Annotated in this window: 11 protein-coding genes; 1 reads left to right on the top strand and 10 read right to left on the bottom strand. The window is 55.8% G+C overall.

Annotation, left to right across the window (positions count from 1 at the left end; translation table 11 throughout):
* Positions 1–97 precede the first annotated feature (97 nt).
* The 3 genes from aaeB to aaeX are packed head-to-tail and all read right to left on the bottom strand — an operon-like array spanning position 98 to position 3,203.
* A complete protein-coding gene (gene aaeB / locus OK409_RS16430) occupies positions 98–2,050 on the bottom strand; it encodes a p-hydroxybenzoic acid efflux pump subunit AaeB (protein ID WP_010256064.1) in 1,953 nt (650 codons plus the stop codon).
* 9 nt (positions 2,051–2,059) lie between these two features.
* Positions 2,060–2,992: a p-hydroxybenzoic acid efflux pump subunit AaeA gene (gene aaeA / locus OK409_RS16425; RefSeq protein WP_010256061.1), complete on the bottom strand. Its 933-nt coding sequence runs from the start codon at positions 2,990–2,992 to the stop codon at positions 2,060–2,062.
* 7 nt (positions 2,993–2,999) lie between these two features.
* Positions 3,000–3,203, bottom strand: a complete 204-nt coding sequence (gene aaeX / locus OK409_RS16420; RefSeq protein WP_010256058.1) for a p-hydroxybenzoic acid efflux pump operon protein AaeX — start codon at positions 3,201–3,203, stop codon at positions 3,000–3,002.
* A 230-nt stretch (positions 3,204–3,433) separates the two neighbouring features.
* Between aaeX and aaeR the strand changes: the two genes are divergently transcribed.
* Positions 3,434–4,351 (top strand): HTH-type transcriptional activator AaeR, encoded by a 918-nt coding sequence (gene aaeR / locus OK409_RS16415; protein WP_010256055.1) that lies wholly within the window; start codon positions 3,434–3,436, stop codon positions 4,349–4,351.
* Positions 4,352–4,603: 252 nt separating this feature from the next.
* On the opposite strand, the gene tldD is transcribed toward aaeR, so the two are convergent.
* From tldD to mreB, 7 genes are all read right to left on the bottom strand, one after another.
* A complete protein-coding gene (gene tldD, locus OK409_RS16410; RefSeq protein ID WP_010256052.1) occupies positions 4,604–6,049 on the bottom strand; it encodes a metalloprotease TldD in 1,446 nt (481 codons plus the stop codon).
* A gap of 64 nt (positions 6,050–6,113) precedes the next feature.
* Positions 6,114–9,938 carry an AsmA2 domain-containing protein YhdP gene (yhdP, locus tag OK409_RS16405; protein ID WP_264367229.1) on the bottom strand — a complete coding sequence of 1,275 codons (3,825 nt, stop codon included), beginning with the start codon at positions 9,936–9,938 and terminating at the stop codon, positions 6,114–6,116.
* Positions 9,939–10,086: 148 nt separating this feature from the next.
* Positions 10,087–11,556 (bottom strand): ribonuclease G, encoded by a 1,470-nt coding sequence (gene rng, locus OK409_RS16400; protein WP_003855268.1) that lies wholly within the window; start codon positions 11,554–11,556, stop codon positions 10,087–10,089.
* The gene (locus OK409_RS16395) at positions 11,546–12,139 is read right to left on the bottom strand and encodes a Maf family protein (RefSeq protein WP_264367228.1); all 594 of its coding nucleotides are present in this window, start codon (positions 12,137–12,139) and stop codon (positions 11,546–11,548) included. The genes rng and OK409_RS16395 overlap by 11 nt, the downstream gene beginning before the upstream one ends.
* An 8-nt stretch (positions 12,140–12,147) precedes the next feature.
* On the bottom strand, positions 12,148–12,636 hold the full coding sequence (mreD, locus tag OK409_RS16390) for a rod shape-determining protein MreD (RefSeq protein WP_010256045.1): 489 nt from the start codon (positions 12,634–12,636) through the stop codon (positions 12,148–12,150).
* A complete protein-coding gene (mreC, locus tag OK409_RS16385; protein WP_010256043.1) occupies positions 12,633–13,655 on the bottom strand; it encodes a rod shape-determining protein MreC in 1,023 nt (340 codons plus the stop codon). The genes mreD and mreC overlap by 4 nt, the downstream gene beginning before the upstream one ends.
* A 148-nt stretch (positions 13,656–13,803) precedes the next feature.
* Entirely contained in the window at positions 13,804–14,847 is a 1,044-nt protein-coding gene (gene mreB, locus OK409_RS16380; protein WP_004385136.1) for a rod shape-determining protein MreB, read from the bottom strand.
* Positions 14,848–14,887: the final 40 nt, after the last annotated feature.

Below are 14,887 nucleotides of genomic sequence, written 5' to 3'. Positions count from 1 at the left end.
GTTTTGCTCTTCCGTCTGGAGAGTATAGTTGGCAAAAGCGACAGATTTTGTGATGGGTGGGGATTGCGCAGGCCGCTGCAGGTCACAGCGGCCAGATTCAGATTTGGATGAGCGTGTTCTGGTACTTATCCAGCATCATAGCCAGTCGTTTTACCGGTTCCGTTACGCTGGCGGGAGCCTCGTAATGGGCCAGCTTTTCCTGATAGACATCCAGCTCTTTCAGCAGACGTTCAAAGTAGTAACGCCGCTTGTCATCGCTGCTGGCGGAGATCACCCGGTCAGCGGTGTAACGCAACTGCCGGTGATAAGCAGAAAGATCGGCATTCACCGGCACTTCTGCGTCGCGTAACCGCTGATGACCGATGATCAGCGTCAGGGCGATGCGATATTTGTTGATATCGCCCGGAAACAGGTTCAGCAGCAGAAACAGTTGCTGATAGAGCGCTGGCAGATGGTTTTCACGCCGGCGCGCCTGATTGGTCGTCATGGCAGAGACAGCCGCATACATAAAGCGATTCAGCAGCTTGCGGCCGGTGCGCGCTTTTGATTTATCACGAATCAGCAGGATCACCATCATCGCCACGAAGCAGCCGATGACCTGGCCCAGAACGTTATCGAGAAAGACGTTAATGTGGAATTCCATCGGATTATCCAGCACCAGAACGTTAAGGGTGCCAATCAACGCCCCCAGCGTGCCGAGCTGACGCCGCTGAATGAAAATACCACCGATAAAACCGAGCAGGCCGATTGCGATGCAGAGCAGCAGTGCGCTCTGCTGCGTCGCCGGGAGAACATACATAAAGTAGAGCGCGCCCAGCGGAACCGCGACCGTCATGCCGTAGAGAAAGTCCTTTGCCATCATCAGCGGGTTGGGCATACGCATCGCCAGTGCGGTGATAACAGCCAGCATGACCATGCAGCCACTGCCAGAGGTCCAGCCGGTATAGAGCCAGAACAGCGAACCCAGCGCGGTCGCCACAAAGGTACGGATACCGTTGATCATCGCATGATGCGTTTCAGCGGAACGCGCCTGGATCACCACTTCGCGCTGCAGAATCTCCTCTTCCAGCGAGGTGATCCGGCTATTACTTTTGATCCCTTTCAGCAGCAGCAGATATTCGGTAGCAGTGCCTACCCAGCTGGCCAGCGTGACCGGCGTTGATTTGCCGCTGGCACCAATCACCCGCCGCATCACTTTCATCCGCTTATGCACCTCTTCAACGGTCGAGGCTGGTTTTTCAACCATCAGACGATACTGGGGCGGAATGTAATCAGGACGGGAATTCTGGATCAGAAAGGTTTCGGCTGCCTGTGTAATCAGCGTCAGTGACAGCGTATTGAGCATCTGCAAACGGCGATTGCTGTTCTTCCAGCGTGAGGACTCCATCATCAGCTGGCTGCGCATACTGTTCAATGCCGTGGTGCGCCTTACCAGCGCGCTCCAGGCTTTATCGACCTCTTCTTTATCACCGTGAGCGACGCAGAGTTGCAGCAGGTTATAGTGTGCCACCAGCAGCGAATCGACCTCAGCGTCGATCACTTTTTTAATCGAACGGGGTGAGAAAATCATGTCGGCCAGAATGGCACACAGAATGCCGAGTACGATTTCACTGCAGCGCTCTACCGCATATTGTGGCACCAGCGTCAGACCGCCGCTGGCATTAGCCGTCACCACAATAATCAGCGCGGTGTAGCCCGCCAGTCCGAGCGCGTAAGAGTTTTCTACCTTGATCAGCGAAGAGAGCCAGACGCAGAGTCCTGCCCAGATGCAGCACAGCAGCAGCATCACGACCGGTGCACGCACAGTGGCGATCATGATGGTCAGCGCGGCGATACAGCCAATAAATGTCCCGATAATACGCAAAACGCCGCGATAGCGCAGCGCCCCAGAATAGGGGTCCCCCCCTGCTGCAAACGCGGTGCCGCCGGCCACGATACCGGCAGTCATCACCGCCCAGCGCGGCGTTTCAAGGTTAAAGTGAAAACCCACCATCAGCGCTAATACCAGCGCAAAGGTGAGCTTTACCGGGAACCGCAGGAACTCGATCATATCGCCCTCTTAACCAAACTCACGCAGGCGATTAAACAGTCGGACCATCGGTGAAACCTGTTCAGGCTGACGATCGGCCTGACCGGTGATCACCACTGTCGCTGTCGTGCCCGCCGGGAAGCGATTGCCGGGCTGCTGATCAAGCCGGATGCGCACCGGCACACGTTGCGCCAGACGCACCCACTCCAGATTGGAGTCCACCGTTGCCATGCCTTTGCTGTCGACCGAGCTGCTGCTGTTGGTGACGCCAGCCGCCACACTGTCTACGGTGCCGCGCAACACGATGTTGCTGCCAAGTGGGGTGACTTCCGCGCGGAAGCCCTTCTCCACGCCGTGCAGTTTGGTCTCTTCCAGGTAAGCCAGTACATAGAAGGAGTGCTGCTGAACCAGCGCCACGGCAACCGAACCACGGGTAATAAACTCACCCTGGTAGACATTCAGGTTAGTGACCCAGCCATCGGATGGCGCTTTCACCGTGGTGCGCTCAAGGTCAATCTTCGCCAGATCGCGTGTCGCCACCGATTTCGCCAGCTGATGTTCGCTGGTTTGCAAATCGTTATTGGATTGTTCGATAGCCTCGCGCGACATGGCGGAGGTGCCCAGCTGGTTACGGCGCCCGGCTTCGCGACGTTTCTCACTGACCAGCGCCTGGTAATATTCAACATCCGCCTGCGCCTGATCGAGCGCTTTTTGATAGCGCGGCCGGTCAACCACAAACAGCGTATCGCCCTTCTTCACCAGCTGGTTGTCGTGTACCGGAACCTCGGTAATCAGGCCGGTGACGTCAGGGGAGATCGCCACCACGTCAGCGGCGAAACGCGCATCACGGGTCCAGGGCGATTCGGTATAGAAGACCCAGGCACGGAAAATAATGACCACTGCGATGATGACCAGCAGGATAGTAATCGCGTAGCGCGCGATTTTTCTTATGAGTGCTTTCACTTAAACCTCAGACTAATAAACGGGAGACAAGGTAAAACACACAGCAGTAAAGCGCTGTATTAAAAAGTGCCGGATGCCAGACAAGATCGTAGATACCGCTCGGCGTAAGCACGCGTTTCACTAACCAGAACAGCATCAATGAAATAATAAGTTCGATGAAAATGGGCGGAAAAGAGAGCCCAAACATGACAAATACCGGAAGCACACTCATCACAAATCCTTAGTTCGACCTTGCCGGGATACTCATGCCTCTTCAGATGTCGCAGGAAAACCCTCTGGAAGCGTTATCCGAACCGCAGCTGGCTTAATAATAGCGTATCATCGAAGGGTATCAGGCAATGAAGAATCACCGGGAAATACCCCGGCGCGCTTATAATAACGCGCCTGACTATAAGTTTTCTACAGAATGTGATCTAAATCACTTTTAAGTCAGAGTAAATAATGGAACGACTGAAAGGCATGTCTGTCTTCGCTAAAGTGGTCGAACTGGGTTCGTTTACCGCTGCGGCGCGTCAGCTTCATCTGAGCGTCTCATCAATCAGCCAGATCGTCGCGAAACTGGAAGATGCATTGCAGGTAAAACTGCTGAATCGCAGTACCCGCAGTATCGGGCTGACCGAAGCGGGCAAAATCTATTATCAGGGCTGCCGCCGTATGCTGGCCGAAGCGACGCAGGTGCATGAACAGCTTTACGCTTTTAACAATACGCCCATAGGCGTACTGCGAATTGGCAGCTCCTCTACCATGGCGCAGAACGTGTTAGCCGGCATGACCAGCGATATGCTGCGGGAATATCCGGGGCTGAGTGTGAATCTGGTCACCGGCGTTCCGGCCCCGGATCTGATCGCGGATGGTCTGGATCTGGTGATTCGGGTGGGAGCGTTAAAAGATTCCAGCTTATTTTCGCGTCGCCTGGGTGCGATGCCGATGGTGGTGTGCGCCGCAAAAAGCTATCTGGCGCAGCATGGTACGCCGGAGAAGCCGGGTGATATCGATAATTTTTCCTGGCTGGAATATAGCGTACGGCCCGACAACAATTTCGAACTGATTGCGCCGGAAGGATTAGTGACACGCCTGGCACCGCAGGGACGTTTTGTGACCAATGATTCCCTGACGCTGATTCGCTGGCTGAAGTCGGGCAATGGCATCGCCTATGTGCCGATGATGTGGGTGATTGATGAGATCACCGCAGGCGAGATCGATATTCTGTTTCCGCAGTATCAGTCCGATCCGCGCCCGGTCTACGCGCTCTATACCGAGAAGGATAAGTTACCGCTTAAGGTGCAGGTCTGTATCGATTATCTGACCGGCTATTTTGAACAGGTGGCTGAACAGTATCAGCAGCATCGTAAAAGCTAACAATAGATTGTTGACAACATCTGTCCCGACCAGTTGTAAGACCCAGCCAGCGAAGGGAACACGGTCAGATCGGAAAGACGCAAAATCCGTCATCCCTGACACGCTCGGCCCGCGCCATCCGTGGCGCGGGACGCTTTCCTCCTCTGCCCGTGTTCCCTGCGCTTTCAGCTATTGCATTGCTGCCAGGTTCATCCGGCTATGGATTTGTCAGCATTCTGACAACCCGCCAGGCGGCGGGTTGTTGGGGTCACATCAGGCGGTGCCGCCGATGGTCAGTTTATCCAGCTTCAGGGTCGGCTGACCGACACCGACCGGCAGGCTCTGCCCCTCTTTACCACAGACGCCGACGCCTTTATCCAGCGCCAGGTCATTACCTACCATCGAGATCTGCTGCATCGCTTCGATGCCGGAACCAATCAGCGTTGCGCCTTTAACCGGTTTGGTGATTTTGCCGTTCTCAATCAGATAAGCCTCTGAGGTTGAGAAGACAAATTTGCCGGAGGTGATATCCACCTGACCGCCACCAAAGTTCGGCGCATAGAGGCCATACTCAACGCTTTCAATAATATCCTGCGGCGATGACTTGCCAGCCAGCATATAGGTGTTGGTCATGCGCGGCATCGGCAGATGCGCGTAGGATTCACGACGTCCGTTACCGGTAGGGCTAACCCCCATCAGTCGCGCATTCAGCTTGTCCTGCATGTAGCCTTTCAGCACACCATTCTCAATCAGCATGTTGTACTGACCGGGAACGCCCTCATCATCTACTGCCAGTGAACCGCGCAGCCCTTCAAGGGTGCCGTCATCCACCACGGTACAGAGGTCAGACGCAACCTGCTGACCAATTTTACCGCTGAACACCGAGGTGCCACGGCGATTGAAGTCGCCTTCCAGACCGTGACCGACCGCTTCATGCAGCAGCACGCCCGGCCAGCCCGCACCCAGTACCACTGGCAACGCACCAGCAGGTGCGGCCACGGCGGAGAGATTCACCAGCGCCATACGCACTGCTTCACGCGCCCAGGCGTCAGCGCGGACTTCGCCATCTTCATCTGCCAGGAAAAACGCATAACCGGTACGCGCACCGCCGCCGCTTGCGCCGCGTTCACGTTTGCCCTGATCTTCCACCTGGACACTAATAGAGAGGCGAACCAGCGGACGGACATCTGCCGCCAGCGTGCCGTCAGTCGCGGCTACCAATACCTGCTCGTAAACGCCGGTCAGGCTGGCATTGACTTCCTGCACGCGCGGATCAGCAGCACGAGCCACTTTATCAACGCGATGCAGCAGGGCAATTTTGTCTTCACGTGTCAGGCTGCTCAGCGGATCGACCGCCTGATAGAGCGAACGGTTCATCACGGCAGAAAGCGTGTGTGCCTTGCCATTTCCCTGTTCGCGTACGATGCTGCGTGCGGCTTCAGAGGAGAGACGCAGTGCATTCAGCGTGATCTGGTCTGCATAGGCGAAGCCGGTTTTCTCCCCGCTGACCGCGCGCACACCCACACCCTGATCGATATGGTAGGAGCCATCTTTAATGATTTTGTCTTCCAGCACCCAGGATTCGTGAAAGCTGGACTGAAAATAGAGATCGGCATAATCCAGACGACGTTCTGAAAGCTGCCCTAACAGGGAAAATAGGTCCTGCTGATTAATGCCGTTAGCAGTCAGTAACTGCTCACTTACCAGGTTCAGAGTCATCGTTTCTCACTCATTATGTGCTCAGATAATCATAGCCTGCGGTAATTCCGGTACGGCGTCAAATTCACTTGTTGTCAGTTTCACGCGGTTTACGCAGCACTTCATTGATTTCCGGTTTATCCAGCGGGCCACTGATGTGATAACGCAGCAGCGATATCTTGTTCCACAGGGGTCCCAGAACTTTACTGGCGGCAAACACCGCCGCGCCAATTACCGGATTGATGGCAAAAGCTGTCGCCACACCGACCGAGGCGGATATTTCCGGCGCAACCACCGCTTCCATGTCGATCTGACGCTTCACCAGGTCGAGATTACCCTGCATCGCAATATCCGCTTCCAGGCCATCCACCAGCAGATTATCGGTGCGCATCATGCCGTTTTCGATCCAGGCGGTGCCGTTAATCGAGTCGAAGTAGAAAGAATTGGTGAAGGTGTCGCTGAAGTCGAAGCGCAGCTTGCGCAGTAGCGCATCAAAGCTCACCAGCCGCAGAATTTTCCCGGCGGCACCGGTATTCACATCGGCGATCTGGCCTTTGCCAAAGTGGGTCTTCAGGGTGCCGCTCAGCGTCTCTGCCGAGGGCTGCCAGGGGGCAGAGCGCCAGTGCAGGTCATACGCAATATCAAATGGCGCATCGCGCAGCGGCGTGTTGACCCCAAACCAGTTGGTCGCGTTATTAATATTCGGGCCTTTCAGCGTGCCCTTCAGCGAAGTGCGCTGGTCGTCCGGGCGGTTAACCCATTCCCCGTTGATTTTCAGTTGTGAACTGCCAGTATCCACTTTTCCGTTAGTAAGCGCTAACGTATCTCCGCGGGGTTGCAGCATCGCGGAGACCTGACCATATTTCTGACCCAGCACCCAGCACTCTTTACAGCGCAACTGTAAAGCGGGCCACTGGCTGAAGTTAATATTCGTGGCTTTTTGAGGTGGCGCTTTGCCGCCTTTGCCTTCACCGTTATCCCACTGCGGATTGTAGTAAAGGTAATCCAGGTTCACCTGCCACGGTGCTTTCGGTGCCATTGCCAGCGCACCATGCAGCTCTTTAGCCCTGACGCCGACCTGACCCTTGCCGCCCGCACTCTGAGCCAGTGTCGCTTCAACCTCATGCCATTGCTGTCCGGCCAGGGTGACCGCCGGGCTGCGAAGCGTGATATTGCCGGGCAGCGTGACGCCACCTGTTTTGAGGCCGCCGCCTGACTCGCTGCCCCCGGATGCTCCCCCTGCGGCCATCATCGCCACCCAGGCCTCGCCATCCAGCGCGGGCAGGTTCAGTACCATGCCGGGATGATCGGGCAGAGCAGGTGTTTTCTGCGTATCATTCAGCCAGATGCCACGATCGACGCGCAGCGTCGGCTCCAGCAACCAGCGGCTGTTAAAGCGATGGTTTGCATCGACGCTGCCACTGAGATCGAAATGGTGCAGGTCGCCACTGGCCTTGATTGCGACTGGCATCGCCTCACCGGCTTTCTTATCGAGCGGTGCAGGTAAGTGACTACTTACTTCTTTTGCATTACCGTTCAGCGTCACGTCATAACGCGCCCCGCCATGATGGGGCAGCGTAATATTGACGTCGCCCTGCCATGGCAGATTTCCGCCCAGCTGCTTGCTGATGGCTGCAGGAAGCTGGCTGATTTTAGCGGGCTGCCAGTCGCCCTGAAGTTTGACGTTCACGCCAAAGTCGTCCGGATTCTCTTTGGTGCTGAAAAGCACGCCCATTGGCTGACCAAACCAGTTCGCACGCAGATCCTCACTGGCCAGATTGCCGTTGTCGTAACGGAAGCGCCCGGAGAGATTGTTAATGGTGGTTTTTAACGGTTTGATAAACAGCGAATTATTGTTCAGGTCCACATTGCCACGGGCATGAACCTGCTCACCATCCAGCGGGATATCCAGATTCAGGTGGCCGCCGACGCGGCCTTTGATTTCCAGCTGTTCCAGCGCGGCACCCAGTGAAGGTTTCAGCGGAGTCTGCCCGAAATAGTCCGCGATCTGCCGGCCTTCACCACTGATATCACCCTCAATGATCAGTTTTTCTTTCAGGTAGTCGGGGATGACCGCAGTGACGTTGCGCGCGTCCACCTCGCCCAGTTTCGCCACTGGCGCTTTCATCCAGAGACCGTCATTCAGGAAGTTAAGGTCGATATCGAGATTGCTTAACGCTGGCCATTTGGGCTGAAACGCATAGGTTGCCTGGCGAAGCGGCACCCAGACCTGGAACATGCCATCATTATGCTTGAACGGGAACAGCGCCGGATTACCGGCAAACAGCAGTGTGGCGTTGTCCACCTTGCCACCCTTCACTGCCCCACTGAGATAGTGCGTCAGGCTGTTACCCAATAGCGGCACCGGGAAGTAGCGCCAGGCATCGCCCGCATCGGTAAGCCGGATACCGGCCAGAATATCCAGACGAGGCTCACCGCCGCTGTTCTGCTGGTAGCTGAAGTCGCCGCGCGCCCAGAGCGAGCGCGCCTCCAGGTCAAGATTTTCGCCCGCCAGCGTGAGGCCATGATCATCATTCAGCCAGCGCAGCGCACCGGTCACCCGCTTAATCTCTAACGGAGCCTGGAACATGTCGCCATAGGGAACGGTCGCCGCCCCCATATCCACACTGACCTGACCATTGCTCAGGCTGCCGCGCGCTTCACCGCTTAAATGGCTGATGCCCGGCAACAGTTTCCAGTGCTGCCAGCTGAAATCACGCCACTTCACCTGTACGCGGGTTGTTTCAGGCTGCTGTAACGGAATATCCAGCGCCAGGCCATCGATGGTGCCCTGTGGCTGCAGCGTCTGCCAGTTTTCAAACAGTGCCGGAGAGAGCGGTGCAAACAGCGGAACGATCGGCGCAATATGACTCAGCACCAGCTGTGTGGCGCGAACGCGCACTTCCGGCTGACCCTCCGGTCCCAGCATCTGCTTATCTTCAGGACGCCATAACAGAGAGAAGTGACCGGCGGGCCAGGCGTGGCCGTCGGTGCTGAGCCGGGTTTGTGGCACATTGACCACCCAGCCATTCTGGAAACGTGACAGATGCGCGGTCAGCCCATCGACCTCAATGCGGTGTCGTCCGGTCTCGCCCTGCCAGCTGGCTCCGCCCTTGCGCAGCAGCAGATCACCGGCGTAGATGTCGCCATCGCGCAGGTTAACCCAGGCCGCCAGGCTAAATCGGGCGCTATCCAGCCGGGTATTGTCACGCACCCAACGGCCCAGCCACGGGCGCATATCGACGTCGTCGGCCTGCATCCAGATGCGGCCATCATTGAGTAAACCGTTGCTGTCGTTAAGATCAAGCCGCACCTGGACCACGCCGTGCTGGCCGGTGAAGCTCGACAGACTGACTTCGCCTTCGGCCCGGTGGCGGTTATCTTCATTGACCCAGGTGAGTCGCGGGATCGCCAGCTCAGCATGCTGACCGGAAGGGGTGCGGAAACGGATGGTGCTGTCACGCAGGTCAAAGTGGTCAAACTGACGCAGGAAGAGTTCGTTTATCTGCGCCGGACGGAAGCTGTTTTTCTCTTTGTCGTTATCCAGCAGCGGGCGATTAGTATCGAGGTGCAACTGCCAGAAGGTCAGATCGCGAAACTGCCACCGCCAGTGCAGCAGGGACTGCCAGACGTCGAGAGCCAGATTGATGCGTTTGATAGTGAGTTTGCCGTTCTCATGCAGATCGACGCTAAGATCGCGAACCTGCAGGGTTGGGCCAAAATTCTCCCATTTACCCTGTAACTGGCTGGCGTTGACCGGCACGCCGCTGCTGTCGGAGATGTATTGCAGAAGGTTGCTGCGATAGCTGTCGAGATGCGGCATCACCAGACGCAATCCGCTGACCAGCAGCGCGACAATCACGATGATTGCCGCGACCAGCAGTAACAAAATCCTCGGCAACTGCCTCACTCACGCCTCTCCTTGTGTTCCGTAAACGACGGATAGTTGGTTCTCATACCCGACCGTCTCCCGATAAAAGCGTTAAAACGCGCATTTTATCTCAAACAAGGGCGATTTTTCAGCCCGATATCCGAAGAAACCGGTGACCGGGCTGGCGTTACATCATCACCACGTCGAACTGCTCCTGAGTGTAGAGCGCTTCAACATGAACTTTAACCTGCTTGCCGACAAAGATTTCGACTTCAGCCAGTGCATGAGACTCGTCAGTTTTTAACGCCTCACCCACCGTCGGTGAAACATAGACCAGAAAGCGGTCAGAATCATAAGCGTGATGAACCCGGACAATCTCACGCATGATTTCATAGCAGACCGTTTCAACGGTTTTCAGCGTGCCGCGCCCTTTGCAGACCGGGCAGTCCTGACACAAAACGTGCTCAATGCTTTCACGGGTACGCTTACGCGTCATCTCCACCAGACCCAGCGCCGAGAAACCATTAATACCGGTTTTAACCCGATCTTTACTGAGCGCGCTTTCCAGCGAATGCAATACCCGGCGGCGATGGTCTTCGTTGCTCATATCGATGAAGTCGATAATGATGATGCCACCAAGATTACGCAGTCGCAGCTGACGTGCGATCGCCTGAGTGGCTTCAACATTGGTATTAAAGATCGTCTCATCAAGGTTACGATGGCCGACAAACGCACCGGTGTTGATATCGATGGTGGTCATCGCTTCGGTCTGATCGATAATCAGATATCCGCCTGACTTTAGTTCAACTTTTCGATCCAGCGAGCGCTGAATCTCATTTTCGACGTCAAACAGGTCGAAAATAGGCTGTTTACCGTTGTAGAGCTCCAGCTTACCGGCCATTTCCGGGATATATTCACCGGTAAATTCCACCAGCATATCGCAGGTCAGGCGGGAGTCGACCCGGATGCGATCCAGCGCCGCGCCCGCAAAATCACGCAGAATACGCTGGGCCAGAGCCAGCTCACCGTAGAGCAGGCAGCGGGTCTGATTGCGCTTTTTACGCTCGCTGACTTTGGTCCAGAGTCGTTTGAGAAAAGCCGCGTCCTGCGCCAGCTCCTCTTCCCCGATGCCTTCTGCGGCGGTACGGATAATAAAGCCGCCCAGATCGTCGCAGTAGTCAGCCACGACCGCTTTAAGCCGATCGCGCTCTTTCTCGCTCTCAATACGCTGAGAGACACCCACATGCGATGCGCCTGGCATAAAGACCAGGTAACGCGAAGGCAGAGTGATGTCAGTGGTCAGCCGGGCACCTTTGGTGCCAAGCGGATCTTTGACGACCTGAACCACCAGATCCTGTCCCTGCCGCACCAGCTCGGCGATATCCCGCACGATAAAGTTTTTCTTTTCGTCGCCCGCCACACATTCAGTATGCGGCATGATATCTGAGGCGTGCAGAAAGGCCGCTTTCTCCAGACCGATATCAACAAAGGCGGCCTGCATGCCGGGCAGAACACGGCTTACACGGCCTTTATAAATATTGCCAACGATGCCGCGCCGCGCCTCACGCTCAATGTGAATTTCCTGCAGTATGCCGCCGTCAATATAGGCAACACGTGTTTCAGAAGGCGTGACGTTTACCAGTAATTCAGCCGTCATGTTGACCCCTTACGGCACGCAGTGACTCGAAATGGCTGATCAACTCCCCTGTCTCAACCAAGGGTAATCCGACCACTGCATGGTAGCTTCCATTAATTTTGCGGACAAAGTTTCCTCCCCTGCCCTGAATACCGTATGCACCCGCTTTATCCATTGGCTCGCCGGTCGCGATATAGTCGTCGATGTCGGTGGCGGTTAAGGTGCGGAATGTCACATCAGTGGTTACGATGCAATCCAGCGCCTGCTGACTGTCGGCCAGCGCTACCGCCGTCATCACCTGATGCGTATGACCAGAGAGTTTGCACAGCATCGCGCGGGCATCAGCGGCATCGCGCGGCTTTTCCAGCACTTCGCCATTCAGCACCACAATCGTATCCGCGCCCAGCACCGGCAGATCCTGCGCGGCCAGTTTGACACCCGCCTGCGCTTTATCATTGGCCAGACGGCGGACATAGATTTCCGCCGCTTCGTTCGGCTGACGCTGCTCTTCAACGCCAGTCACGATGCGCTCGAATGTCAGACCAAGTTGAGTTAACAGCTCACGACGACGCGGTGAACCGGAAGCAAGATAGAGGGTTACCATAAATTTCCTTATTGAACAGCGAACTGACGTCGAATTTTTCTCATTAATAAGAATAGCCAGGGCCAGAGAATACCGTCGACGACACTGCTCCAGAAAATTTCAGGTCGGAATGAAACGTTGATTACCAGGAATTCAGCCCAGAAGACAATCACATCCATAGCCAGCGACAGCACCATAACCATTAACGCTTGCTGCCACAACGCTAAGTTGCGGAATAACTGGAACTTAAAGGCAATCAGGTAGGCGATGATACTGAGCGCCAGCGCACGCACGCCGAGTGTGGAACCCGCAATCAGATCCATGATGGCACCCAGCACAAATCCGCTACCGACATTGACCCGATGCGGCAGTGCGAGCACCCAATAGATAAGGATCAACAGCAGCCATGAGGGCCGGAACATATAAATTTCATCCGGCCAGGGCATGATCTGCAGGACAAGCGCAACCAGGAAGGAGAGCCAGATGACCCAACGTCCCTGGCTGCGATATCGACTCAAGGCTGCCCCCCGCGTGAACGCGAGGAGTTGCTTTGTCCACTGCTGCTGGTAGCTGACGGTGCAGGCGGTCCCATCTGTACGGCAGGCGCAGGCGGGCCCATTTCTCCCGCAGGCGGTAAGACCTGCGGCATCATCTGCATCAGACGCTCGTTCGCAACGCGATGAACTTCATCCTGCGGCAGCGGCATATCACCATTGCGATCGGCACCCCACAGCAGCAGCAGGTAACGCAGACGCTGCAGACCCGCGGTCGGATGCGCCTGAATCACCGTATAGGCGCGTTGGGTATCCACTTTTACCGAGGAAACCACACCCACCGGATAGCCTTCAGGGAATCGGCCACCGATACCTGAAGTCACCAGTACATCGCCGACCCGAATGTCCGTATTACCCGGCAGATGCTCAAGCTGAAGATCTTCAGTACAACCGTTACCTGCAGCAATGACACGAATATCATTACGCAGCACCTGAATCGGCAGGGCATGTGACGCATCACAGATCAGCAGAACACGGCTGGTGAGTTGTCCGACAGCGATGACCTGACCGACTACCCCTTTATCACTGATGACCGGCTGGCCTTCATAGACGCCGTTAACGCTGCCTTTGTCGATTACCACCTGGTCGGTGTAAGGATCGGTGCCGGTAGAAATGACCTGTGTCACCATCTTTTGCTCATCCTGACGCAGCGGTGAACCCAGCAGTTCACGCAGGCGTGCGTTTTCCTGCTTATATTGCCCCAGCATTAGCAGGTTACTGTTTTTCAGGAAGAGCTCACGACGTAACGCTTTGTTTTCCTGCTCGAGTTGCTGACGCGACGCCAGCGACTCTGACACGCCATCCAGTAGCTGACGTGGCCCATTGGCCAGGAAGTAAAACGGACTGACCGACGTATCCAGATAGTTGCGTATTTGGGTGAAAGAACCCACACGGCTGTCGGCAATGATAATGGCAATCGCCACGATAACCGCCAGGAATAGACGCAACTGCAGGGAAGGTCCCCTGCTAAAAATCGGCTTCATATAATCTGCGTGATCCTCGACAACAGGAGAGGAAGCGACGGCATAACACCGTGCTTCCCTGGGCTGAACGCACTGCACCGGCCCAGATTGCGCCGGTTCACATGCCACTCCCTCGCATGATCATTGCGTTCTTAGCCGGTTGAGGCAATTATTCTTCGCTGAACAAATCGCCGCCATGCATGTCGATCATTTCCAGCGCTTTGCCGCCACCGCGAGCCACACAGGTCAGTGGATCCTCAGCAACCACAACCGGAATGCCCGTCTCTTCCATCAGCAGACGATCCAGGTTGCGCAGTAACGCACCACCGCCGGTCAGCACCATGCCGCGCTCCGAAATATCTGAAGCCAGCTCAGGCGGACACTGCTCAAGGGCAACCATCACCGCGCTAACGATGCCGGTTAATGGCTCCTGCAGCGCTTCCAGAATTTCATTAGAGTTCAGTGTAAAGCCGCGCGGTACACCTTCTGCCAGGTTACGACCACGCACTTCGATCTCACGGACTTCATCCCCCGGATAGGCTGAACCGATCTCATGCTTAATACGTTCTGCGGTCGCTTCGCCGATCAGTGAACCGTAGTTACGACGCACATAATTAATAATAGCTTCATCGAAACGATCGCCACCAATACGCACTGACGAGGAGTAGACCACACCGTTCAGCGAGATCACCGCCACTTCTGTGGTACCGCCACCAATATCCACCACCATTGAGCCGGTCGCTTCTGAAACGGGCAGACCCGCACCAATTGCTGCAGCCATCGGCTCTTCAATCAGAAACACTTCACGCGCGCCTGCGCCCTGAGCGGATTCACGAATCGCGCGGCGTTCAACCTGTGTTGCCCCGACGGGTACGCAGACCAGCACACGCGGGCTGGGACGCATAAAACTGTTGCTGTGAACCTGCTTGATGAAGTGTTGCAGCATCTTTTCGGTCACGAAGAAGTCAGCGATAACGCCATCTTTCATCGGACGAATCGCTGCGATATTGCCTGGCGTACGGCCAAGCATCTGTTTGGCCTCATGACCCACGGCCGCAACACTTTTCGGTGAACCGGCACGATCCTGTCGAATAGCGACGACGGAGGGCTCGTTCAGTACGATGCCCTGTCCTTTCACGTAAATCAGGGTATTCGCGGTACCCAGGTCAATGGACAAGTCGTTGGAAAACATGCCACGAAATTTTTTAAACATACTAAGGGGTAATCCTGCAAGCTGGGGGCGGAAAATAAAA

It is taken from the genome of Pantoea sp. RG18 (assembly GCF_025910075.1).
Classification (GTDB): domain Bacteria; phylum Pseudomonadota; class Gammaproteobacteria; order Enterobacterales; family Enterobacteriaceae; genus Pantoea; species Pantoea agglomerans.
Note: the sequence above shows the minus strand (reverse complement) of the source record. Positions and strands in the feature narration are given on the sequence as shown.

Coding starts and splice junctions, on each gene's coding strand:
- aaeB (WP_010256064.1), bottom strand. CDS start 2,050: ATGATCGAGTTCCTGCGGTTCCCGGTAAAGCTCACCTTTGCGCTGGTA.
- aaeX (WP_010256058.1), bottom strand. CDS start 3,203: ATGAGTGTGCTTCCGGTATTTGTCATGTTTGGGCTCTCTTTTCCGCCC.
- aaeR (WP_010256055.1), top strand. CDS start 3,434: ATGGAACGACTGAAAGGCATGTCTGTCTTCGCTAAAGTGGTCGAACTG.
- tldD (WP_010256052.1), bottom strand. CDS start 6,049: ATGACTCTGAACCTGGTAAGTGAGCAGTTACTGACTGCTAACGGCATT.
- rng (WP_003855268.1), bottom strand. CDS start 11,556: ATGACGGCTGAATTACTGGTAAACGTCACGCCTTCTGAAACACGTGTT.
- OK409_RS16395 (WP_264367228.1), bottom strand. CDS start 12,139: ATGGTAACCCTCTATCTTGCTTCCGGTTCACCGCGTCGTCGTGAGCTG.
- mreC (WP_010256043.1), bottom strand. CDS start 13,655: ATGAAGCCGATTTTTAGCAGGGGACCTTCCCTGCAGTTGCGTCTATTC.
- mreB (WP_004385136.1), bottom strand. CDS start 14,847: ATGTTTAAAAAATTTCGTGGCATGTTTTCCAACGACTTGTCCATTGAC.